A 20699-nucleotide genomic window follows, 5' to 3' on the forward strand; every position below is an offset into this window, starting at 1 on the left:
CTCAATCCTCCTGCGTCGGGAAGCGCGGTTTCAGGGTGGCCAGGCTGTCCGTGTTGTTCAGCACCTCCGTCAGCAAATCTTCCAGCTTGTCATTGCCGGCCAGCTTGTTGCGCAAGTCGGCCAACTTGGTGCGCGCCTCGAGCAGCTTGCGCAAGGGGTCGACCTGGCGCACCACCGATTCCGGGCGAAAGTCATCCATCGAGCGGAAGTGCAGGTCGACGGCGAACGTGCCACCCGCCTCGCTCATGCGGTTCGGCACGGCGAAGCGGGCCACCGGCTCCACGCCGGCCAGCACTTCGTCGAAGTTTTCGTGGTCGATGGCGACGAACTTGCGGTCCTTCAGGCGTTTTTTCTCATTGTCAGAATTACCGCCAAAGTCACCCAGCACACCGACCACGAAGGGCAGCTCCTTGTTTTCAATCGCGTCGCCAATCTCGACGTCATAGGTCATTTGCACGCGCGGGGCGCGTATCTTTTGCAGGCGTTTCTGCACGCTGTCGGACTTGGACATGTCGCTTCCTTTGCAAGGAGATGGTGGGGATGCTGGCTTATTTCAGGCCGCTGAACGGATCGGCCCCGCTGGCTGGCGCTGCCGCGCCCTTCGCCGCCGGCGTGCCGGAACCGGCTGCGCGCTTGCCAGCCGCCGCCGGGCGCCTGGCCGGCGGCACCAGCACATCTTCGCCGATGCTTGCGCGCAGCAGCTTGGCCAGGTCCTGCGCTTCCGAGCGCAGCGAGCCATTCAGATTGTTTTGCCGCGACAGATCGGCCAGCGCCTTGCCGGACAGGCGCAAGCCGCTGACGGCGACGATGCTGTTGGCGACCTTGTCGTCCGGGTCGCGCTCCAGCGCTTCGAGCGCATGGCCGATGGCGTCGCCGTACTGACCACGGTCGAACTTCATCTGCGCCATTTGCAGCCACGGCGCCTTGTCGGCCGGGTAGCTGCTGCCGCCGCGCTGAAGCAGGATCATGGCGCGCTCGTACTGGCCGGCGCGCGCGGCAGCATCGGCGTCGCTCATCACTTGTGCCAGGGTGGGCGCGGCAGGTTTCTTGGGCGCCGGCTGGTCTGGCGTGGCGCAGGCGGCCAGCAGCAAGGCGCTGGCGAAGCAGGCAATACGGGGCAACATGGTGGCTGGCTTCATCGGGCATTCCTTCACGTGGAGGACGCTACCGCTGGGAAAAATGGGCGGCGCCTTGGTGGAGGCCATTATTGATCGCCAATTTTCATGGCAGATTGAGATTAATCAGCAAAGAAGAAGTTCCACATCACAGCCACGTGCAGCCGCCTGAATCCTGATCTGGCGCAGGAACTGCGTTGAACGCAGGCGGACTTTGCGCCAACGCAAGCAGGCCGCCGGTGCATGCGTTTAAATGACTGCAACACTTTTATTTCCACCCTCCATTCTTCAAAAGAAAACCCATGCCACCTGACGCCCCGCTCCGCCGCCTGGCGCGCGCCACCCCGCTACTGCTGCTGGCCTTGCTGCAAGCCGGCTGCGCGGGCGGCGCCATCGGCACCCTGGCCAACGCGGCGCTGCAAATGGCCGGCGTGGCCAAGCCGCCGCCCGAACTGCCTGACGCGCAAAAACCACCGCGCAATGTCAGCATCCGTCTGCACGCGGCGCAGCGCATCAACACCGATGCCGAAGGCCGGTCGCTGGCGCTGGTGGCGCGCATCTACAAGCTGCGCCAGAGCGCCGCCTTCGAGCAGGCCCACTACGACAGCTTCCTCGACGCGCAGCGCGAAAAGGCGGCACTGGGCGCCGACCTGCTGGAAGTGAAGGAAGTGCTGCTGGTGCCGGGCCAGCGCTACGAAGTTCTGGAAAAAGTCAGCGGGGAAGCGTATTTCATCGGCGTGGTGGCCTTGTTCCGCGCGCCTGCGGCACAGCGCTGGCGCGCCACCTTTGCCGCCGCCGATGCGGAACGCGGCGGCATCACCGTCGGCCTGCACGCCTGTGCGCTCAGCGTCACTAGCCTGGCCGGCATGGGCAGCGGCATGGTGCCGCTGTCCGCCCTGCGCTGCCAGTAACGGAGCAGCGGCACGCCACACATTCAAGGAGAAACGAGATGGGCATGGCAGCGAAAGTCTTGTGGGGAGAAGGCCTGTTCCTGCGGCCGCAGCATTTCCAGCGCCAGGATCAGTATCACGAAGCGCGCCTGCATCACACGGCCAGCGCGCTGCATCCCTACCTGTGGGGCGTGGCGCAGCTGCAGTGGGATCTGGCGGCGCTGAAGACGGGCACCCTGCGCCTACAGGCCCTGTCGGCGATCTTCCGCGACGGAGAAGTGTTCGAGGCGCTGGGCGACGGTGCGCCCGGCAGCGATACGCTGCCCCCGCCGGTGGACCTGGAAGCCCTGCCGCCTGCGGTGCAGGAAGTGACGTATTACGCGGCGCTGCCCATCCTCAACCGCGAAGGCATGAATTGCACGGCGCAGGCGTCAAAGACAGGCACGCCTACAGCCACGCGCTTTGCGCATGCCATGTGCGCCACGCCCGACCTGTTTACGGAGTCCACCGTAGCCGACGTGGCGTATCTGAAGAAAACCGTGCGCCTGATTCCCGACAGCGAGGCGCGCGGCTCCTACGACTGCCTGCCGCTGATCGCCCTGCGGCGCACGGTGTCGGGCGGCTTCGAGCCTGTGCCCTCGTTCATGGCACCCAGCCTGGCGATCGCGGGCGCGCCGCGCCTGCAGGGCGTGCTGGAACACTTGCTCGACGCATTGCAGGCGAAAGTGAGCGCGCTGCACGGCCACCACCGCGAGCCGAGCCGCAATGTGATCGAGTTCCGCTCGGGCGACGTGTCCTCGTTCTGGTTGCTGCACACGGTCAGCGCGGCCGCCGCCGCGCTGATGCACTATGTGCGCCATCCGGCCCTGCATCCGGAGCGCCTGTACGAAGCGCTGCTGGGCCTGGCGGGCGGCCTGCTCAGCTACTCCAGGCATTACACCCTGGCCAGCCTGCCCGCCTACGACCACGCGCAGCCGGGCGCCTGCTTCGATGCCATCGACGGCATCATTCGCGAACTGCTCGACACCGTCATCTCGTCGAAGTATTTTTCCATCGCCCTGCTTGAGGACAAGCCGTCGTATTACCTGGGCAAGCTCGATTCGGACAAGATCGACCAGCACACCACCTTGTACCTGGCGATTCGTGCCGCCATGTCCGCCATCGAACTGGTTGACGTGGTGCCGCTGCGCGTCAAGGTGGGCGCGCCCGACGACGTGGAAAAATGCGTGCTGACGGCCATGCCCGGCCTGAAACTGTCGCACGCGCCGCAAGTGCCGGCCGCCATTCCCGTGCGCCCCGAAACCTATTATTTTGCGATTGAAAACCGCGGCGCGCTATATGAGCAGATGCTCAAGGCGCAGTCGATTTCCGTGTACGTGCCGGCCGGCATACGCGACCTGCAGCTGGAACTGATCGCGGTGACGGCATGAGCCAGCTCATCGAACGGCGCGCGGCGCCATCCCTGCTGGGCCCCCGCAGTGCCGCCCCTGCGGTCAGCAGCCGGCATGCTGGCAGTGCCCTGCCGGACCTGATGCACGAAGGCTTTTACATGCTGTTCATGCTGAAGCACGGTTCGGCGCCCGGCGACGAACAGATCTTCATGGACCGCATCACGGCCTTCCTCGACGACTTCGAACGCGAAGCGAAAAAGATCCGCGCCGACGGCGACGATATCGAAGCGGCCAAATATGCATTCTGCGCGGCGGTCGATGAAATCATCCTGGCCTCGCCTTTCGACCTGCGCAAGCAGTGGGAGCGGCGCCCGCTGCAGCTGCTGATCTTTGGCGACCAGCTGGCGGGCGAACACTTTTTCGATCGCCTCGACGCCCTGCGCGGCAAGGGCCCCATGCGCGTGCAGGCGCTACAGGTTTTCCATATGTGTTTGTTGCTGGGATTCCAGGGCAAGTATGCGATCGACGGCGGCGAAAAACTCAGCTACCTGACGGCACGCCTGGGCGACGAGATTGCCCACATCAAGGGCAAGAGCCGTGGCTTCGCGCCGCGTGCGGAACGCCCCGACCAGGTGATCAACAAACGCGGCAGCGACGTGCCGCTGTGGGCGTTGTCGAGCTTTTTCGCCCTGCTGGCCATCTGCGCTTACCTCGGCCTGAAAACGCATCTGACGCGCAACACGCAAACGACTCTGGCCGCGTATGCAGACCTGGTCAAACTGGCGCCGCGCCCAGCACACCTGACCATCACCCTGCCCTGAACACCTCACAAAACCTACTGCGCGTCGGTTTAGGCGGCCTGCGATGCTCACCGTGCTCTAGCACGGTTGCGCTTCTCGACCGCCTCTCCCTTCCGCTCGCTACGGTTTTGTGAGGTGTCAACCCAATCTATTGCGCGATCCTGAACTCGATGCGCCGGTTTCTCGCCCGGCCATCGGCCGTGGCGTTGCTGGCCACGGGACGGTCCGGCCCCTGGCCCGACACCAGCACCGAATCGGCCCCGACGCCCTTGCTGGCCAGGTGGGCACGCACGGCTTCGGCGCGCGCCTGACTCAGTGCCACATTGCTGGCGCGCAGGCCCGTATCGTCCGTGTGGCCGATCACCTCCACCTTGCGGCCCCGCAACTTGAGCATGACGGCAGCCATTTCGTCGAGGATGGCCAGGCCGGCCGGCGTAATGGACGCCTTGCCGCTGTCGAATTCGATGATGCGTTTATCCAGTGCAGCATCGAGCAAGCCCTGCTCGGCCTCGGCCGCCCTGACCCGCAAACCATTGCTGACGATGTAGGTGGGATTGAGGCTGGTGGCGATGTCGCTGGCGATCTGCTGGCGCTGCGCCTCGTTCGCCACCTCGCCGCGCACGCTGACGTCGTTGCCGGCTATGCTGATCTGCCCCCGTGAAATGAGCTTCAGGTTCGGCGCGATGAGCTTTTGCACGTAAGCGTTCCAGTTGGCCGGCATGGCAACGTTGCCGATGGCGATCTGGTCGACCACGCGCTCGGCGCCATACAGTTCGCGCAGTCGGGCCAGCACGGCAGCCTTGCCCGCCTCGTCGGCCAGGGTGCCCGTGACGAGGATTTGCCCCGGCATCGGCGTCTGGGGCGCCTGGGCCTGGGCGTGGCAGGAAGTGGCTGCAGGAAGCAGCAGCGGCAGCAGGAAAATGTGTGACTTCATCGCAATCCTTCAGGCAAAGGTATCGGCAAACATCACGCAGGCCGAGCGCAGCGACAGCTGCTCCTGCTCCAGGCAGGCGGAAAACTGACACAGCGCCGCATCGTCTCCCAGCTGCCCGTCAACCCAGTCCAGCTGGTCGAACAGGATCAGCCTTTCGCTGCCGGCCTGCGGATCGATCAGCGCGCGCAAGCCATGCGGGTCGGCGCCGCAAAAGCCGATCACCAGTACGGGTGCCTCGTCGAGGTGGGAGAAAAACAGCGCCAGTTCGAAATCGGCCTGGCGCAGGAAAGGCGCGATCAGGTGCAGCCAGAGGCTGGCCACCAGCTCGCGCAGCTGCACGTCTTGCGGCAGCGGCAGCACCAGGCTTTTCTCCAGGCGCGGCAAGCCGCTGTGGCGCACCGGCTGCAGCAGCAGGCCCAGGCCCAGCAGCAATTCGCGCACCGTCACCGGAAACGCGGGCGAGGCCAGCATCGCCTGCAAGTCATGCACGGTCTGCGCCTGCAAGAAGGCGGATAACCGCGCCGCATGGCCAGGCGCGGCCGGTTCGACTTCGACCACATTGCCGGCCAGCGCCAGCAAGGCCGGTCCGGGTTCGTCGCTGGCCACGATGCCCTGCGACAGCTGCTCCACCTGCTGCCACAGCGGCGCCAGCACCAGCGGGCTGCAAGCGACGAAGGCTTCGGCGTCATCGACTTCCAGCGCGCCCATGGCCATGAAGGGAAACCGCCGCTGCGACTGGTCATTGCTCGCTTCCAGGCGCCCGGCGATGGCGCGCCGGCTGCGCGTGCCGACGAAGGCAAAGCGCAGCGGCGGCAAGGCATCGTAATTGAGCTTCCAGCGCGGGTTCACCGTCAGGGCATTCATGACCTGCGCCAGCCAGTCGTCAAGCAGCTGCACCAGCGCGTGATTGTCGCAAGCCTTGATGAAATCGCCGCGCGCGGGGATCTTGCCGAAGTACCCGAGACGCACCTGTTGCGCCGCGCGCCTCATGGCGAAACTCCCGCTGCAGCTACAGCAACGGCGGCAATGGCTGGCGGGGGTGCTGGCGTGCCGACGATGGTCTCGGGCAGCTGCATGCCGCGAAACCCCTGCTCCTGCACCGCCGCAGTCCCACCCGCGCCCGCGCCTGTCGTTTCGGCGCTGCTGGTGATTTTCAGGTCGACCGCCACGGCCACCTCGCCGCGCACCCAGCGCAGTTCGAACACGCCGCCATCCTTGCGCTTCTTGGTGGCCGCATCGATCATGCGCTTCAAGCCGAATTGCCCCGGTTCGTTGAACAGCTCCAGCGTGCGCCCGTCAAAGGTGACGGCGGTGATGCGCGCGCCCTGGAGGCCCGCCGCGCCTTGCGGGCCGGGATGGACCATGTTCGTCCACTGCGCCGGCGTGTTGCGGTAGCGCAGCTGCTGGCCGTCGATCTCCACCGTGTACTCCAGGGTGCCGGGCGCGGGCGACGGCTGGATCTGGAACACGGTTTGCGCCACGCTGGAGGTGGCCGCCACGCCACCCGCGCCCAGCGGCGCAATCCAGCCGGGGAAGCGCGCCACCACTTGCGGCGACAGGCTGATGCCCATGTCGGCCCAGGTGCGCGGCGCCAGCACGTCGCCGCGCCGCACCACCAGGGGGCCCATGGAGGTGGTGACGAATTTTGCCACCAAGCCTTCAGGACCGAAGTACTGGCCGATCTCCAGGCTGCTCGCCTCGATGCGCGCGCCTGGGGAAAACGGATATTTATTGGCCAGCGATTTCTGGAACGGTTCATATACCTGCGCCGCCCAGGTCTTGTTGATATCGAGTTCGGCCGGTGCGACGATGACGGCAAAAGTCTGCATCAATGGCCGTACGAGGATGGGTCGTATGGCCTGTTTTTGCGCGTCGCTCATCCCCGTGAGCATCTGCTCGTCGACCAGCTTCAGGGCGTCGGCCAGTTCGGAACCGCTGCCTTCCAGGGTCTGCTGCATGAACTGGCGCGCGCCCGGTCCCGCGTCGCCCTGGTTCTTCAGCAAGTTCAAACGACTGCGCAGTTTCGACAGCGCCTCCAGATACGCGCGCATCAACGAGGCATTGTTGTCCCTGGCCGCCACCAGCTTGCCCACGCCGGCAAATTCGCGCCCCACGGGACCCATGGGTTTGTCCAGTCGGGCCGGGTCGATCTGCGCATTCATTCCCGGATTGGCCGTCAGCTGCGATGGCGCACGGCGCAGCACCGTTTCCTTGAACCAGGCGATGATGCCCCGCTCGGCCTTGCGCAACTGCGCATTTTGCAGGGCAGGATTGTCCCACGAGGTTTCCTCGTAAATGGTCGTCAGCAGTTTGGCAATCGGCGACGCTTGCGGGTCACCCAGGCGGTTCATCGCCTGCACGGCGCCGTCAAAGCCCTTCAGATCGGCGACAGCGACGCCCTGCACGAATTTTTGCCACTCGCGCGCGTAGTCGGCCTTGTACATGGCCACCAGGTTTTTCTCGATCTGCTCTGGGCTGCCTTCCAGGGTCAGGTCGTCGGTGGAAGCGCTTTTCAGCACCCAGTCGGCGCTTTGCAGTTCGTGGTTGGCAGCGCCGCGAAACGCGCCCTCGACGAACTTTTCCCACGCCTGGCGCGTAAAGGCGCCGGAGACGGCGTAACTGCCCGCCAGCAGTGCCTGATCCTGTTCGCCGACGATGCGCGCCACCGTCATGCCGGGAAAGCGCGTCGAAGCGCGCGCGCGAATGTCGGCATACACGCGCTCGCGCGCCGGCATGCCCTGCACCACGCGGCGCAGGTTTTCGCGTGCCTGGTCGACCAGCGCCAGCTTCTGCTCGATGCGCGGCCAGGACGGGTCGCCAATTTGCGCCAGGTAAAACGTCAGTAGCCGCTCGGCGCTGCGTATCATCTGTTCGCGCGGCATGGCGCCGCGGTTGCCTTCCAGCCAGGCGCGCCAGAAACGCGTCAGCTGGTCGTTCAGGTGGCTGCTCTCGGCATGCGTCTTATCGGCCAGCATCAGATAGGTTTTCAGCGCGTTGTAGGCATCTTCCACGTTCGTCGGCGACGCGGCCTGGTACTGGAACGATCGCGCGGCCGGTGAAGTGGCCGGGGCGGCGGCCGGCGTCTGCGGCGTGCGCGCCGCTGGCTGTAGCTGGTCGGCGCTGGCGTTCATCTCGAACAGCAAGGCTTCCAGCGCGCCCGCCACGGGGACCAGCATGACCTGGCGCGCGCCGGCAAAGTATTCTTCGCGCAGCTTGCGCTCAAGCAGATCGCCCTGGTACAGGCCCAGGCGCAATGACCAGGGCCGTTGCGTGCGATACGCTTCCAGCTGCTCTATGCGGTCCTGCAAGATCTCCAGCGCTTCCAGGCGCGACTGCAAATCCAGGCGCCGCTCCTGCAGCTTCACCACTTTGTTTAAATCGGCCTCCACGTTGGCAACCAACTGGCGGTTGCCCAGGTAAGACCAGCTCCAGCCACCCAGGCAGGCGCCCAGCGACACCGTGGCGGCAAAGAACACGGCGTACTTGAAGCGCAGCTTGGCGCGGTTGGCATAGTTGGCCACCAAATGCTTGTCGGCAAAAATCACTTTGCGGAACAACTCCAGCAGGAAATAACCATGTTGGCGCGCACCTGCGGGCAGCAAGGCCGGGGTTGGCGCGTAGGCCAGGTCGAAGCGGCGCGCCACCTGCTGCGAGGAAGCACTGACTGGCTCGCCCTCCTGCAGCGCGCTGGTGAAATAGAAGCCGCGGAACACGGGCTGGAACTGGAACGGGTTTTCCTCGAACAGGGTGGCGATGAAGGCGCGCAGGGCCGGCTTGATGGCGGTAAATTCCAGCGGGAAGGTAAACACGCCGGGCGCCATCGTCTTGCGTTGCCGGTGCGCCATGTTAGCCAGGCTCAGCTCCGTCAAGCCATCGTGCAATTCATCGAAACTCTGGTCGAAAAACGCCAGCAAGTCGGCCGTGGGCAGCTTGCGCTGATAAGGCATGGTGGCGCCCCAGACGCGCTCGCGCTCGCTACGCTCGGCATCGGCAAAAAACTCTGTGAAGCCGGCGATCAGATCCGCCTTGGTAAACACGATGTACAGGGGTGCGAACACTTCCAGGCGTTCGATGACGTCCTGCACGCGCTTGCGCAGGCTGCGCGCCAGTTGCATGCCCACGTCGGGGTCACCTTTCAATTCGTCGATGCTGACAGCAATGAGGATGCCGTTGATGGGTGCCTTGCGCCGGTATTTTTTCAGCAAGTCGAGAAAACCGAACCACTCCCCACGGTGCTCGTCGACGACGCAGTAGCGTCCCGCCGTGTCGAGCACGATGCCATCCGTGGTGAAAAACCAGTCGCAGTTGCGCGTGCCGCCCACGCCTTGTACGATCTTGCCATCGGCGAAAGGGAACTGCAGGCCCGAATGCAGGATGGCGCTGCTCTTGCCGGCGGCCGGATTGCCAATGATCATGTACCACGGCAATTCGTAGAGAGCGGCAGCGCCAGATTTGAGGCCCAGCTTGGACGTCTTGATGGTCTCGATGGCGGCCAGCATGCCCGTGCGCACGGCGTCGAGTTCGCCATGCTGGGTGCTGCTGGGCGTCGAGACCGAGGCCGCTTGCGCGGCGGCGATCTCGGCCTCGTTGAGGATGGCTTGCCCCAACGCCTGGGCATTGCGCCGTGCGCGGCGCCGGCGCCACAGCCACAGGCCAAGCCAGGTGACAAAGGCCAGCAGCAACAGGGCAAGCGCCCAGATCAGCGCCACTTCCAGCACCTCGGCGCCCAGGTACAGGAACACGGCCAGCGCCACGAAGCCGAGGATGGTCAGATGGCGGCTATCGGTGAGGAAATGCCAGATTCGTCGCAGCATGATGAGCCCAGGGTGAGGTCGCAAAACATGAGGAACGCCGCCGCGTAACTAGGCGGATTCGCCCCATCCTGACAGCAATGCGGCGCGCCTTTGTTGACATAGGACAAGTACCAGACGCCAGCGCACGGCGGGCGCTGGCGTGCCATTGACGCTGCGCAAGCAAGCTTGCAGCTGTGAAAATAAAGCCGCGCTGCGGCGCTAGAATGGCTGGCGCTGCTTACTTGCCCAGCACGCGCGGTTGCGGCAATTCCGTGTGGCCAAAATCCATCATGGTCCAGCGCCCGCCCCAGCGCAGGCCCACCGATTCGGCCGTCACGCCATACAAACGGTAGCCGCGCATGGCCCAGGCATTTTTTTCAGAAAGGATGAGTTTTCCTTCATGCATGAATGCGCAATCGGCGGCCAGGCCATACTGGTGATAGCTTTGAAACGCCCTGGCGTTGGTCACGTTCGGGCCGGCCGCCGCCAGCTGGTCCTGGCGCGCGGGGCTGCGATAGCCTTCCAGCAAGACCATCTCGTAGCCATGCACGTCCTTCATGATCTTGAAGACCAGCAGCAGGCGCTGCGCGTAGTCGTGGTCGAGCAATTGCCAGTTGCGGCTGGCGCCGCCCAGCAGCGGGCGCAGCTGCGTCACTTCCGCCGTGGAAAACAGCAGCGGCGGCAGGCTCAAAGGCGGCACCAGCTGCTCGCCTTTCAGCAAATCGCTGACCTGGTCGTTGATGACATGTTGCCGGTCAGCATAGCCGCGCAGGGCGATGTGATTGCTGGACAGCCACGCCAGCAAGGGCGGCACGATGACCACCACGCTACCTGCCAGACTCAGCCAGCGATGCCGCAACAGCAGCTGCCAGGCATGCGCCATGCCCGAGCCCGTACGCCGCTGCATGCGCTGCCATTGCGCGCCGCTGCCGCCCTTCAGATGCTGCGCGCGACGCTGCATGCGCCAACCCAGATTGACGAGCGTGTGCAGCACGATGGCGCGGCCGCCGGGAAACAGCAGCAGCCAGCAGGCAAAACAGGCCAGCAGGAAATACATCAGGACCAGGGCGACGAACATGGGGCGCTCCGTGACAGGGATGGGCGTGGGCCGGACAGCAATTTCCCGGCCGTATTGCTAGATCGTAGGCGTCCGCGGTCCGCATGAGCGCGGTTTACATCAAGGTCAGTCGAGTTTGATCCACTGTGGAGGTGATATTTTGTCTTTATTGAAAACCGGGGAGTGCCAGGCGTGCGGTCCTGACCTGCTGAGCAAGGCTGGCGTGGCTGACGTGCACATCGAAGGCAAGGGCATCCTGTCGCAGCTCGAACACGGCGTCGCCGCGCCTGTGGCCAGACCCGCCCTGCGCTGGCGCCCAGGACGGTGGCACTGGGCCGCTGCTGCGCTGTGCCTGGCGGTGCTGATTACGGCCGTGCTCGCTTATGACACGACCATCGTGCCCCTGCCGGCAGCACCCGCCACGGCTATGACGGCGCCCGTAATGCCAGCGCCAACGGTACTGCCGCTTGCCGTGCAAGCGGCCACCATCGTCAATACGGCGGCCCCGCCCTTGCCTGCGGCGTCCGCCACGGCAGCAAGCGCAAACGCGCCGCACAAGACGCCGCCACCCATGCGCCAGGCGGCCGCGCGTCCACAGGGGGCGAGGCCGGCCGCCGCGCCCGGCGACAGCGACGTCGCCTTGCTGACGGCGATGGTCGCCCATGCGCACCGGCAAGAATCCACGGTGGCGCCCGTGCGCGACGTGGTGCTGCGCCAGCAGGAACAGGAGAAGGAAACGGCGGAACTCTTGCAGCGCTGTCAGCAGCTGGGCCTGATCGAAGGCATGCTGTGCCGTTCGCGCATCTGTTCGGGCCGCTGGGACAGCGATCCCGCCTGCCATTGAGCGCCCGCGCGCCCAGTAACATGTCAGGCGCGCTCGGACACTCGCGTCAGCTTGCGGTCCCGTGGCCCGTCAGCCTGCCTTCGGGTGAGTGGCCGCGTCCATGCGGCCTTGCAAAAAGCCTTCCATCAGCGCCAGCAATGCCTGCGGCTGTTCCTGGTGCGGTGTATGGCCGCATTGCTCGACGATGGCGGGTACGGCGTTGAGCGCCTGCGCCACGATGGTGTCGACCTGGGCCGCGCTGCCGTACTGGTCCTCGCTGCCCTGCACCACCAGCGCCGGACATTCGACGGATGGCAGCAGGTATTCGATGTTCCAGAACTGGAATCCATAGCTGAGCCAAGTATGCGACCAGGCCTTGAAGATGGCTTCCGTCTTGTCGCCATGGTATTTCGCCAGTGCGCGCAGCTTGCCCGCGCCAAACGCCGCGTCCGCCACACGGATGCCATCGAGCGTGATGCCTTCGACAAACACGTGCGCCGCTTCGGTGATGATGCCGCGCAAGCGCGGCGGCTGCTGCGCCGCGTAAATGAGGGCGATGCTGCCGCCATCGGAGTGGCCGACAAGAAAATGGTCCTGCCCCGGCAGCAGTGCAGCGAGCACTTGAGGCAGCTCGCACAGCGCGTAGTCGTGCAAATAATGGAGTTGGCGGCGCGCCTCCAGCGGCGACGATTGCCCATAGCCGTGGCGGTCATACAGCAAGCCGCGGCAGCCCGTCGCCTGGCATAGCTGCGCGGGGAAATCTTTCCACATCGCACAACAGCCGAGCCCCTCGTGCAGGAATACCAGGCAGGGCTTGGCGGGGTCGCCTTCGATCAATTCGTAATAGATATCTGTTTCGGCACTCAGGTTCAGTATCGGCATGGGCTAGGCTCGCAACGGGTTGCGTATCGACAGGTCGGCTGCGCCTATTGTGCCATTGTCCTGCCCGGCATGCGTGGTGCCCCCCAAAAATAGCCTGCGGGAAAAGATCTTGCCACTTGCCTGCAAGGTGTTTGCGCCAGCACAAATGAGCGCCGTTTTGCATGGCCAGATCACGCCTTTTTGCTAGCTTGCGGGCCTAGAATTCATCTCTGCACTCTCGGAGCAGACGGCTACCTTATCAGCCAGGACGTGACACTGGCCGTCACGGCAACAGATAGGGCGTCTTGCCGCACGACGTCAGGCGCGGCGTCCAAACTATTAATCAGGAGCGCATCATGGATATGAAAGTAGAACATCGCACCGGTAGCAATCTGGCCCTGGAAACCGCGGATCTGCCGATGGAACAGGACGGCAAAAGCGCGAAAGGCGCGGCTGCTCAGGCCTTGAACCTGAGCGCCGCCGCCTTCACCACCTATTACACGTGGACGGCCAATGGCGTGCATCCTTCGGTCAACTTCGCCAATCCCAACGTGAAAGCCAATTCGCGCGTCTTGCTCAACATCAGCGAATATGGCGCGACTCCCCAGGACCGTTTTATCGGCTCAGCCCGCATGGCCGTATACAACATCGCACCATACAATGGCGGCTTCCGTGCCTGGGTGGATATTTCCTGGGGCAGCCCGCTCAAGGTGCGTTTCGACGTGTTTGTCGATCCCTGATCCGGGAAACACTGCGCCTGCCCCTGCTACCAGCGGGCCGGCATCGCACACGTCGCTAAAACACGTAAGGGATGGCAAGCGTGGATGGAAAACCGTGCGCGCATGACAAAAGGGCCACGTGTTGCCACGTGGCCCTTTGCTGCTGCTTGTTCTGGCTCCCCGACCTGGACTCGAACCAGGGACCTGCGGATTAACAGTCCGTCGCTCTACCAACTGAGCTATCAGGGAAAGGAGGCCGAATTATATACGTCAAAATTTCTCATGTCCAGTTGTTGCTGCATGCCCGGCAAAAACAGGCTTCCTGTGGCTGCCTGCCTCGCTGGGCCGTGAACGAATGGCGGGCGCTGCGGCGCGCCTTCGCCTTGAGCATAGGCGCTGACTGGGCGCTGCTGTGGCATGGTGCGCGTGCGCCGGACGGGACGCCGACGCCGGACGGCGCAAGCCTGCGGGTAGCCGCCGCGTCCGTCTGCGCGGCGCCACGCAAGATAGTAGAATAGCCAGGCCTTCCCGACACGGAAGGCGCTAACGGCATGCCGCCAACGGGGCGTCGACCACGCCACCGTGCGGGCATGTGCTTGCAAGGCTCATCCTTGCCCCTGGCTGACTGCTCTCACCCGACATGACAGAATCAAGCGCAACCCTGGTGGAAAAGCACGGCAGCGGCGACAGCTCGGCAGAGATTGCCGAGCATATGACGGCAGCCATCGTGGCGCGCCAATTGCCGCCCGGTACGCGGCTGCGCGAAGAGGCGCTGTGCCGGCTGTATGGCGTCAGCCGCACCAAGATCCGCGCCGCCCTGTTGATCCTGTCCAAAGACAAACTGATCCGCATGGTGCCCGACAAGGGCGCCTTCGTCAGCCAGCCCACTGAAGCGGAAGCGCGCGACATCTTCGCCGCACGGCGCATCATCGAGGCGGCCCTGGCGCGCGAGTTTGTCGCGCGGGCCAAGCCCGCCGACTACCGGATGCTGGAGCGGCACCTGAAAGCGGAGCGCCTGGCGCTGATGCAAGCGACGCCGCTGCGCTCGCAACTTCTGGGCGACTTCCACGTTTTGCTGGCCGACATCGCCGGCAACGCCGTCCTGCGCGACATCGTGCGTGAACTGGTGGGGCGCAGCTCGCTGATCACCATGCTGTACCAGTCCAGCCATGCTGCCGCCTGCTCGTATGACGAACACGGCCGCTTTCTTGAGGCCGCGCGCAGCGGCGATGCGGACCTGGCGGCGCGCTTGATGGTCGAGCACCTGGCACATGTGGAAGCGGCCTTGCGCTTCGATGGCAGCGCCGGCGACGCCAAAAAAGACCTGGTGGCGGCGCTGCTGATGTGAGCGACGCCATGATCAAAAAAAAGGCCGCCCCTGCGGATGCCCGGGCGACCTGTCTCATGCGACGGCAACTGCTTGCCAGCAACCTGGCTATTCGCCCAAGTAGATAAACTTGAACAGGAAGATCGCGGCGATGATGTAGGCTACCACCGACACTTGCTTGCCCTTGCCAGTCAACAATTTTAATACCGCATACGTAATGAAACCGAACGCCACGCCGCTGGCCACCGAGTAGGTAAACGGCATCATCAGCGCCGTGATGGCAGCCGGAATGCTTTCCGTGCTGTCATCCCAGTCGATATAGGTCAGTTCGCGCAGCATCAGGCACGCCACGTACAGCAGTGCAGGCGCCGTCGCGTACGGCGGCACCGTGTGCGCCAGCGGGGCGAAGAACAGGCTGCCCAGGAACAGCAGCGCGACGGCCACGGCCGTCAAGCCCGTGCGACCACCGGCTTGCACGCCAGCCGCGCTTTCCACGAAGGCCGTGGTGCTGGACGTGCCCAGGCAGGCACCGGCGGCAATCGCCGTGCTGTCGGCCAGCAAGGCCTTGTTCATGCGCTCCATTTTGCCGTCTTTCAACAAGCCGGCACGGTTGGCCACGCCCATCAGGGTGCCCGTCGCATCGAACAATTCCACCAGGAAAAATACCAGCACCACGTTGACGATGCCGATCGACAGCGCGCCCATGATGTCGAGCTTGAACAGCGTCGGTTCGATGGCAGGCGGCGCCGAGATGATGCCGTTGAACTGGTTGCCGCCAAAGAAGAAGCTGGCGATGGTGATGGTGAGGATGCCGATCAGGATGGCACCAGGCACTTTCAGGCGGTCCAGCGCGACGATGATGAAAAACCCGAGGATGGCCAGAATGGGCGCCGCCTTGTGCAAGTCGCCCAGAGCGATGATGGTGGCGGGGTTCGACACCACCACACCCGCGCTTTTCAGGGAGATGATTGCCAGGAACAGGCCGATACCGACAGTAATCGCCGTGCGCAGCGCGGGCGGGATGCTGTTGATAATCAACTCGCGCACCTTGAACAGGCTGACCAGGATGAACAGGCAGCCGGAAATGAAGACGGCACCCAGCGCCACTTCCCAGCTCATGCCCATGCCCTTGACCACCGTGTACGAGAAATAGGCATTCAAGCCCATGCCTGGCGCCAGTGCGATCGGATAGTTCGCGTACAGGCCCATGATCAGGGTGCCGATGGCGGCCGCCAGGCAGGTGGCAACAAAAACGGAGTCTTTCGGCATGCCCGCGTCGCCAAGGATGGACGGGTTGACGAAGATGATGTAAGCCATCGTCAGGAATGTGGTCAGGCCGGCCAGCAGCTCCGTGCGCACATTGGTCCCGTTGTCCTTCAGTTTGAAATAGCGTTCCAGGAACTGCATGATTAACCCCTTGTTTTGGTAAAACCGCGCGCGTGGTCTTGGACTATGCGCATCTTTTTTTCTTGCAAAAAATACTTACTTGGTCGGCGCGCTGGCCGGCTTGAAGGCCCACCAGCGGCTGCCCGCAAAATTCCAGACCAGCCCGATTCCCGTCGCCAGCACCTGCGCCAGCCAGTAATACCAGCCCAGTTGATGTACCAGCAGCCACATCAGGCCCGTATTGATGCACCAGCCTATGCCCAGCAGGGTGAAATACTTGCTGGCCGCTTCGCCATGCCCCTTGTCGCTTTTAAACGTGAAAAAGTAATTGAGGATGTAGTTGACGACGGAACCGAGGATGTAGCCGATGCCGGAAGCGGCGGCGGCGCTGATGCCAGCCCATTCCACGCCGCCCCACAGCACGCTGTATTGTACGGCCGTGCCGGAAGCGCCGACGGCGGCAAAACGTAAAAATTGGTGATGCAGGGAATGGGACATTGTCAATTTTCAAATGAGGCGTAAGCCAGGATCGGGCCAGAATAAAAAATGGCTACGATTGCTCGTAACCATTTTTCAGCCTGCATTTTACTGCAAGTTGCGTCCAACGTTCATAGTCGCCGCCGTTTCGCCACCGCTTCGACTCTTAAACGTTGCGTTGACGGCGTCGGCGCAGCCACACCAACAGCGCGATCAGCAGCAAGATGCCCGCGATGCCGCCGGGCAGCATGAAGGGTTGCATGCGCGCCAGCACGGGCTTCTCGCCGCCGCTGCGCGCCTGCGCCACGTACGCGGGAGTGACGGACACGTCCGGATTACCGTACTGCTTCAGCACGTAGTTGGCGATCGAGGCGATCTGCTCATCCGTCAATGGCTGTACGTAGGAACGCTGGTCGAAACGGGGCATGAAGGCTTCGTGCTCCTCCCCTTCGATCTTGCGCTCGACGCCAAACAGAATGGCCGACACCAGGTTGGCCGGCGTGTTGCCGCCCGTCGCCGTGTTGTTGAACAGGGCCGGGTAACTCTGGCCCGTGCTGCCGGCGCCGCTGGCCGAATGGCAGCTGGCGCAGTAGCCGGAAAACAGCACCGCACCGCTGTTCAGTGAATGGTGCTCGGTGGAACTGGCCATGCCGCGCAGCACAGCTTCCTCGCTGGCCGCGCTGCCATGGCTGAACGCGGCCTTGGTCTGCCCCGGCGCGCGCACGGCCGGTACCGTGCGCAAGTACGCCACGATCGCGGACACGTCGTCATCGCGCAGGAATTGCAGGCTGTTCTGGATGGCTTCGGCCATGCCGCCCGCCGCCTGTCCCTTGCCTTCCACGTGGCCCGTCTTCAGGTAGGCGGCAATTTCCCCGTCCGTCCAGGCGCCGATACCGCTGACCTTGTCGGACGTGATGTTGGGCGCGTGCCAGGAACCGAGCGACGCGCCCGCCAGGGTCTGGCTGCCGATTTCCGCCATCAGCGCATTGCGCGGCGTATGGCAGGCGCTGCAGTGCGCCAGGCCTTCGGCCAGGTAGGCGCCCCGATTGATCTGCGCGCTCTTCGCTGGATCTGGCACAAAGCGCTTATTGTCGAGGAACAAGGTATTCCAGCCCAGCATGGACAGGCGCACATTGAACGGGAATGGCAGGGCCGTCTGGCGCGCCGGTTCATCGACGGGCTTGACGGCCTGCATGAAGTAGTAGTACAGGTCGCCCACGTCCCCGTCCGTCAACATCGCGTAGCTGGTGTAGGGCATGGCCGGGTACAGATGACTGCCATCGGCGCGCACGCCTTCGCGCAGCGCGCGCGCAAAGTCGGCTTCCGTGTAGTGGCCGATGCCGCCTTTTTTCGATGGCGTGATATTCGTCGCGTAAATCGTGCCCAGCGGCGAATCGATGGCATAACCGCCCGCATACGGCTTGCCGCCCGCTGCCGTATGGCACGCCATGCAGTCGGCGGCGATGGCCAGGTAACGGCCCCGCTCCAGGCGCGCATCGGGGCCAGCCGCAGCGACTGCAGCGACTGCAGCGGGCGCGGCCGGGCGGTCCGGCGTCAGCGTGACGGGCGGAACAGGTGGCGCAGCGTGCACGGCCAGCGGCAAACCGGCCGCCAACGCCAGGCCAAGCAAGAAACGGCGCATCATGCTGCCTCCCTTGCCAGGGTGCGGGCGATGTCGTCGGCCGCGCGCAAACCGAGCGCGGCCATGCTGAGGGTGGTGTTGACGACGCTGGCCGACGGCATGGCGCCGCCGCCCGGCAGCCACAAATTGGCATGGTCGTGGGCGCGGCAATTGCCGTCGACCACGGAGTCAAGACGATTCGAGCCCATGATGACGCCCCCCATGATGTGGTTATTCGCGTTCAGGCTGCTGGTGATGTTGAATTCCACGGCGCCGAACAGCTTGCCGATGTGCTCCAGCTGCGCGTGGGCTGCCTTCGCGCCATCGCGCACGTAATCGCCCACGTCGTAATAAATATCGGGACAGGCCAGGCCCAGCGGGTCCTTGCGCGTCTTGCTCAGGGTCAAGCGGTTATGCGCTTCGGGCAGCGGCTCCAGGCTGATCGACAGGTCCACGCCAAAGGCGGCGCGGCGGCGGATTTCATCGTCGAGATCCTTGCCCACCAGGCCCAGTTTGAGCGACTGCTGGGTAGCAGGTCCAACGCGGGTAATATTGTTCAGGATCATCTTGTTGGCCGAATACTGCGAACGGAAGGCGCCGTCGCGCGGCCCCACCAGACAGCTGCTCTGCGCCGGGCCGCGGCCCGTCCAGATCGGTTCATTGGCCAGGAAGGTACAGTGGAAGCCCGAGTGATCCATCATGTTGCGGCCGACTTGATCCGAACTGTTGGCGATACCGTTCGGATTGTTCTGGTTCGCCGCCAGCAACAGCAAACGGGGCGTTTCGATGCCATTGCAGGCAATCACGAAAGCCTTGCCGGTCGCCATGTGCGACTGTTTTTTTGCGTCATACCAGTGCACGGCCGTCACGCGGTTGTTGTGGTCCGTGTCGATGCGGTAGACGACGGCCTCGGCCAGCACGCCAGCGCCCTTCAACTCGGCACGCTCCACATGGTGGATGCCGTTGTACATGGCGCCGATGGGGCAGATCGGCTGGCAATTGTTATTGCCACAGCAAGTCGGACGGCCCTGCCACGGACGCGTCGAGCGGCCTTGCGGAATCGGCACGGAACGGTAGCCGTGCGGGTTGACCACTTCGGCGAAGCGCTTGTCGCCATAGCCCCAGGGCACCATGTCCATCGGGTACGGTGCACTGCGCTCGCTGGGCGACTGCAGTGCCGGATCGTTGGGCCCGGCCACACCCATTTCCTGCTCGGCGCGGCAATAGTACGGTTCCAGCTCATCGTAGGAAATGGCCCAGTCGCGCCCTACCCCGTAATCGCTCTTCATGCGCATGTCGGACGGCAAATGGCGCCAGCATGAAGCGGCCCAGTGCCAGGTGGTGCCGCCCACCGTGCGCAGATAGCCCTGCTGGAAACTGCTGCCGCTGGGGCCGGACAATTCCACATAGTTATTCTTTGGGAAATACAGGGGCGCGGGCGCGTTCTCCGCCTGCGGATACAGGCCCTGGAAGTCGGAACCGACGCGGTTTTCGAACGGCATGTTGCGCCAGTTTTCCACGGCCTGGCCCCGCTCGATGCGCAAGCCCGCTTCCAGCATGATCACGGAATGGCCTTGGGCGGCCAGCTGGTCGGCCATCATGGCGCCCACGACGCCTGTACCGACGATGACGACATCGGCGACGACGTCGCCATTACTCTTGAATTGGGGTGATTTCATTTTGCTTGCTTGCCTTTCGGTTCGGGAGTGCCGGTGGTGGCCGGGGCCGGTACGGGTTTCGGTGCCACGGGCGCGGAGACGCGCACGGCCGGCGGTGCCTTCAGCCACCACAGGGGGCCGTAGTTGCAATAGGTGGGCACGACCTGGCCATCGGCCACCGTGCGGTACATCAGGGCTTCCGCATACGCGACGACGATGGACTTCGTGCCCTGCGCCGGGTTGCCGGCCACGGTGCCCGTGTACCAGGCGGTGACGATAGCCAGCGCCAGCTCGCGCAGGCTGGCATCCACAGCGGTGGCGGCCGCCAGCAGCGCCTTGGCTTCCTGGCCCGTGACGAGCAGCGCGCCCAGCTGCGGCAAGCGCTCGGCAAAGCCGGGCAAGTTCGCGCGCATGGCTTGTTCGATGCGCGCCGCCGTACCGGCGGACAGATCGCGGTGGCCCGTGATCGTTTGCGACAAGGTATAGAACAGCATGGTGGCGGGCGCCAGACCGGCAGCCGGAGCGCTGGCCGGCGCCTGCATGGCGGCGGACAGGGGATTGCTCCAGAAACCGGCCTGCGCCAGCAAGGCGGCCAGACCGATCAGGGCGTGGCGGCGGCTGATGCGGGGAAGGGATGACACGGATGTTGCAGATGGTTCGCTGCCTGGATGGTTCATGAGACTCCCGCAAGACTTGTTGTTTTGTTGACTTGGATGATTGCGTTACATTGCATTTGCGCATATGGAACCGGTTCCATCATTATCCTACATAAATAAATTGTTTGCCAATGGAGTATTACTACTGGGACAGTAGTGGGCAATAGACCTGCCGCAGTCGCAGGGCATCG

18 protein-coding genes and 1 tRNA gene are annotated in these 20699 nt (G+C 64.1%); 6 read left to right on the forward strand and 13 right to left on the reverse strand.

The features are described 5' to 3' along the window. Position 1: 1 nt before the first annotated feature. Both tssB and CLU92_RS12365 read right to left on the reverse strand, forming a co-directional pair. A complete protein-coding gene (gene tssB, locus CLU92_RS12360) occupies positions 2-511 on the reverse strand; it encodes a type VI secretion system contractile sheath small subunit (protein ID WP_101482129.1) in 510 nt (169 codons plus the stop codon). A gap of 37 nt (positions 512-548) precedes the next feature. Continuing rightward, positions 549-1139, reverse strand: a complete 591-nt coding sequence (locus CLU92_RS12365; RefSeq protein ID WP_243857991.1) for a hypothetical protein — start codon at positions 1137-1139, stop codon at positions 549-551. Positions 1140-1417: 278 nt separating this feature from the next. Here CLU92_RS12365 and tssJ point away from each other — a divergent pair, with 278 nt between their 5' ends. From tssJ to icmH, 3 genes are read left to right on the forward strand one after another with little or no spacing between them, the layout of a single operon-like run. Next, positions 1418-2026 (forward strand): type VI secretion system lipoprotein TssJ, encoded by a 609-nt coding sequence (tssJ, locus tag CLU92_RS12370; RefSeq protein WP_101482131.1) that lies wholly within the window; start codon positions 1418-1420, stop codon positions 2024-2026. A gap of 38 nt (positions 2027-2064) precedes the next feature. Beyond that, positions 2065-3435 carry a type VI secretion system baseplate subunit TssK gene (gene tssK, locus CLU92_RS12375; protein ID WP_101482132.1) on the forward strand — a complete coding sequence of 457 codons (1371 nt, stop codon included), beginning with the start codon at positions 2065-2067 and terminating at the stop codon, positions 3433-3435. Next, positions 3432-4217 carry a type IVB secretion system protein IcmH/DotU gene (gene icmH / locus CLU92_RS12380; protein ID WP_101482133.1) on the forward strand — a complete coding sequence of 262 codons (786 nt, stop codon included), beginning with the start codon at positions 3432-3434 and terminating at the stop codon, positions 4215-4217. The genes tssK and icmH overlap by 4 nt, the downstream gene beginning before the upstream one ends. Positions 4218-4344: 127 nt before the next feature. On the opposite strand, the gene CLU92_RS12385 is transcribed toward icmH, so the two are convergent. The 4 genes from CLU92_RS12385 to CLU92_RS12400 all read right to left on the reverse strand — a co-directional run bounded on the left by CLU92_RS12385 (position 4345) and on the right by CLU92_RS12400 (position 11001). Next, positions 4345-5130 carry an OmpA family protein gene (locus CLU92_RS12385; protein ID WP_101482134.1) on the reverse strand — a complete coding sequence of 262 codons (786 nt, stop codon included), beginning with the start codon at positions 5128-5130 and terminating at the stop codon, positions 4345-4347. A 9-nt stretch (positions 5131-5139) separates the two neighbouring features. After that, on the reverse strand, positions 5140-6120 hold the full coding sequence (gene tagF / locus CLU92_RS12390) for a type VI secretion system-associated protein TagF (RefSeq protein ID WP_101482135.1): 981 nt from the start codon (positions 6118-6120) through the stop codon (positions 5140-5142). Next, positions 6117-9944, reverse strand: a complete 3828-nt coding sequence (tssM, locus tag CLU92_RS12395) for a type VI secretion system membrane subunit TssM (protein WP_101482136.1) — start codon at positions 9942-9944, stop codon at positions 6117-6119. The genes tagF and tssM overlap by 4 nt, the downstream gene beginning before the upstream one ends. Before the next feature lie 217 nt (positions 9945-10161). Further along, positions 10162-11001: a M15 family metallopeptidase gene (locus CLU92_RS12400; RefSeq protein ID WP_101482137.1), complete on the reverse strand. Its 840-nt coding sequence runs from the start codon at positions 10999-11001 to the stop codon at positions 10162-10164. 139 nt (positions 11002-11140) lie between these two features. Between CLU92_RS12400 and CLU92_RS12405 the strand changes: the two genes are divergently transcribed. Further along, a complete protein-coding gene (locus tag CLU92_RS12405) occupies positions 11141-11824 on the forward strand; it encodes a hypothetical protein (RefSeq protein ID WP_143452606.1) in 684 nt (227 codons plus the stop codon). A gap of 69 nt (positions 11825-11893) precedes the next feature. On the opposite strand, the gene CLU92_RS12410 is transcribed toward CLU92_RS12405, so the two are convergent. Beyond that, on the reverse strand, positions 11894-12685 hold the full coding sequence (locus CLU92_RS12410) for an alpha/beta fold hydrolase (RefSeq protein WP_101482139.1): 792 nt from the start codon (positions 12683-12685) through the stop codon (positions 11894-11896). Between the two features lie 335 nt (positions 12686-13020). Between CLU92_RS12410 and CLU92_RS12415 the strand changes: the two genes are divergently transcribed. Then, positions 13021-13404, forward strand: a complete 384-nt coding sequence (locus tag CLU92_RS12415) for a hypothetical protein (protein WP_257561069.1) — start codon at positions 13021-13023, stop codon at positions 13402-13404. A 152-nt stretch (positions 13405-13556) separates the two neighbouring features. Here the strand turns inward: CLU92_RS12415 and CLU92_RS12420 are convergent. Next, positions 13557-13632, reverse strand: a tRNA-Asn gene (locus tag CLU92_RS12420). Positions 13633-14023: 391 nt separating this feature from the next. Here CLU92_RS12420 and CLU92_RS12425 point away from each other — a divergent pair. Further along, entirely contained in the window at positions 14024-14731 is a 708-nt protein-coding gene (locus CLU92_RS12425; protein ID WP_101482141.1) for a GntR family transcriptional regulator, read from the forward strand. 87 nt (positions 14732-14818) lie between these two features. On the opposite strand, the gene CLU92_RS12430 is transcribed toward CLU92_RS12425, so the two are convergent. The 5 genes from CLU92_RS12430 to CLU92_RS12450 all read right to left on the reverse strand — a co-directional run bounded on the left by CLU92_RS12430 (position 14819) and on the right by CLU92_RS12450 (position 20529). After that, on the reverse strand, positions 14819-16117 hold the full coding sequence (locus CLU92_RS12430) for an NCS2 family permease (protein WP_101482142.1): 1299 nt from the start codon (positions 16115-16117) through the stop codon (positions 14819-14821). Between the two features lie 75 nt (positions 16118-16192). Beyond that, on the reverse strand, positions 16193-16594 hold the full coding sequence (locus tag CLU92_RS12435) for a GtrA family protein (RefSeq protein ID WP_101482143.1): 402 nt from the start codon (positions 16592-16594) through the stop codon (positions 16193-16195). A gap of 145 nt (positions 16595-16739) precedes the next feature. Continuing rightward, the gene (locus tag CLU92_RS12440) at positions 16740-18218 is read right to left on the reverse strand and encodes a cytochrome c (RefSeq protein ID WP_257561070.1); all 1479 of its coding nucleotides are present in this window, start codon (positions 18216-18218) and stop codon (positions 16740-16742) included. After that, positions 18215-19873 (reverse strand): GMC family oxidoreductase, encoded by a 1659-nt coding sequence (locus CLU92_RS12445; protein WP_101482144.1) that lies wholly within the window; start codon positions 19871-19873, stop codon positions 18215-18217. Before CLU92_RS12445 ends, CLU92_RS12440 begins: the two co-directional genes overlap by 4 nt. Continuing rightward, complete coding sequence (locus tag CLU92_RS12450) at positions 19870-20529, reverse strand: sugar dehydrogenase complex small subunit (RefSeq protein WP_101482145.1); 660 nt, start codon at positions 20527-20529, stop codon at positions 19870-19872. The genes CLU92_RS12445 and CLU92_RS12450 overlap by 4 nt, the downstream gene beginning before the upstream one ends. Positions 20530-20699 lie beyond the last annotated feature (170 nt).

Source organism: Janthinobacterium sp. 61 (assembly GCF_002846335.1).
GTDB lineage: Bacteria > Pseudomonadota > Gammaproteobacteria > Burkholderiales > Burkholderiaceae_D > Janthinobacterium.

Bases quoted from the DNA above. Each gene is read 5' to 3' on its own strand.
- icmH (WP_101482133.1), top strand. From the start codon at position 3,432: ATGAGCCAGCTCATCGAACGGCGCGCGGCGCCATCCCTGCTGGGCCCC.
- CLU92_RS12415 (WP_257561069.1), top strand. From the start codon at position 13,021: ATGGATATGAAAGTAGAACATCGCACCGGTAGCAATCTGGCCCTGGAA.
- CLU92_RS12430 (WP_101482142.1), bottom strand. From the start codon at position 16,117: ATGCAGTTCCTGGAACGCTATTTCAAACTGAAGGACAACGGGACCAAT.
- CLU92_RS12410 (WP_101482139.1), bottom strand. From the start codon at position 12,685: ATGCCGATACTGAACCTGAGTGCCGAAACAGATATCTATTACGAATTG.
- CLU92_RS12400 (WP_101482137.1), bottom strand. From the start codon at position 11,001: ATGTTCGTCGCCCTGGTCCTGATGTATTTCCTGCTGGCCTGTTTTGCC.
- tssJ (WP_101482131.1), top strand. From the start codon at position 1,418: ATGCCACCTGACGCCCCGCTCCGCCGCCTGGCGCGCGCCACCCCGCTA.
- CLU92_RS12435 (WP_101482143.1), bottom strand. From the start codon at position 16,594: ATGTCCCATTCCCTGCATCACCAATTTTTACGTTTTGCCGCCGTCGGC.
- tssM (WP_101482136.1), bottom strand. From the start codon at position 9,944: ATGCTGCGACGAATCTGGCATTTCCTCACCGATAGCCGCCATCTGACC.
- tssB (WP_101482129.1), bottom strand. From the start codon at position 511: ATGTCCAAGTCCGACAGCGTGCAGAAACGCCTGCAAAAGATACGCGCC.
- tagF (WP_101482135.1), bottom strand. From the start codon at position 6,120: ATGAGGCGCGCGGCGCAACAGGTGCGTCTCGGGTACTTCGGCAAGATC.
- CLU92_RS12425 (WP_101482141.1), top strand. From the start codon at position 14,024: ATGACAGAATCAAGCGCAACCCTGGTGGAAAAGCACGGCAGCGGCGAC.
- CLU92_RS12450 (WP_101482145.1), bottom strand. From the start codon at position 20,529: ATGAACCATCCAGGCAGCGAACCATCTGCAACATCCGTGTCATCCCTT.
- CLU92_RS12365 (WP_243857991.1), bottom strand. From the start codon at position 1,139: ATGAAGCCAGCCACCATGTTGCCCCGTATTGCCTGCTTCGCCAGCGCC.
- CLU92_RS12385 (WP_101482134.1), bottom strand. From the start codon at position 5,130: ATGAAGTCACACATTTTCCTGCTGCCGCTGCTGCTTCCTGCAGCCACT.
- CLU92_RS12440 (WP_257561070.1), bottom strand. From the start codon at position 18,218: ATGATGCGCCGTTTCTTGCTTGGCCTGGCGTTGGCGGCCGGTTTGCCG.
- CLU92_RS12445 (WP_101482144.1), bottom strand. From the start codon at position 19,873: ATGAAATCACCCCAATTCAAGAGTAATGGCGACGTCGTCGCCGATGTC.
- tssK (WP_101482132.1), top strand. From the start codon at position 2,065: ATGGGCATGGCAGCGAAAGTCTTGTGGGGAGAAGGCCTGTTCCTGCGG.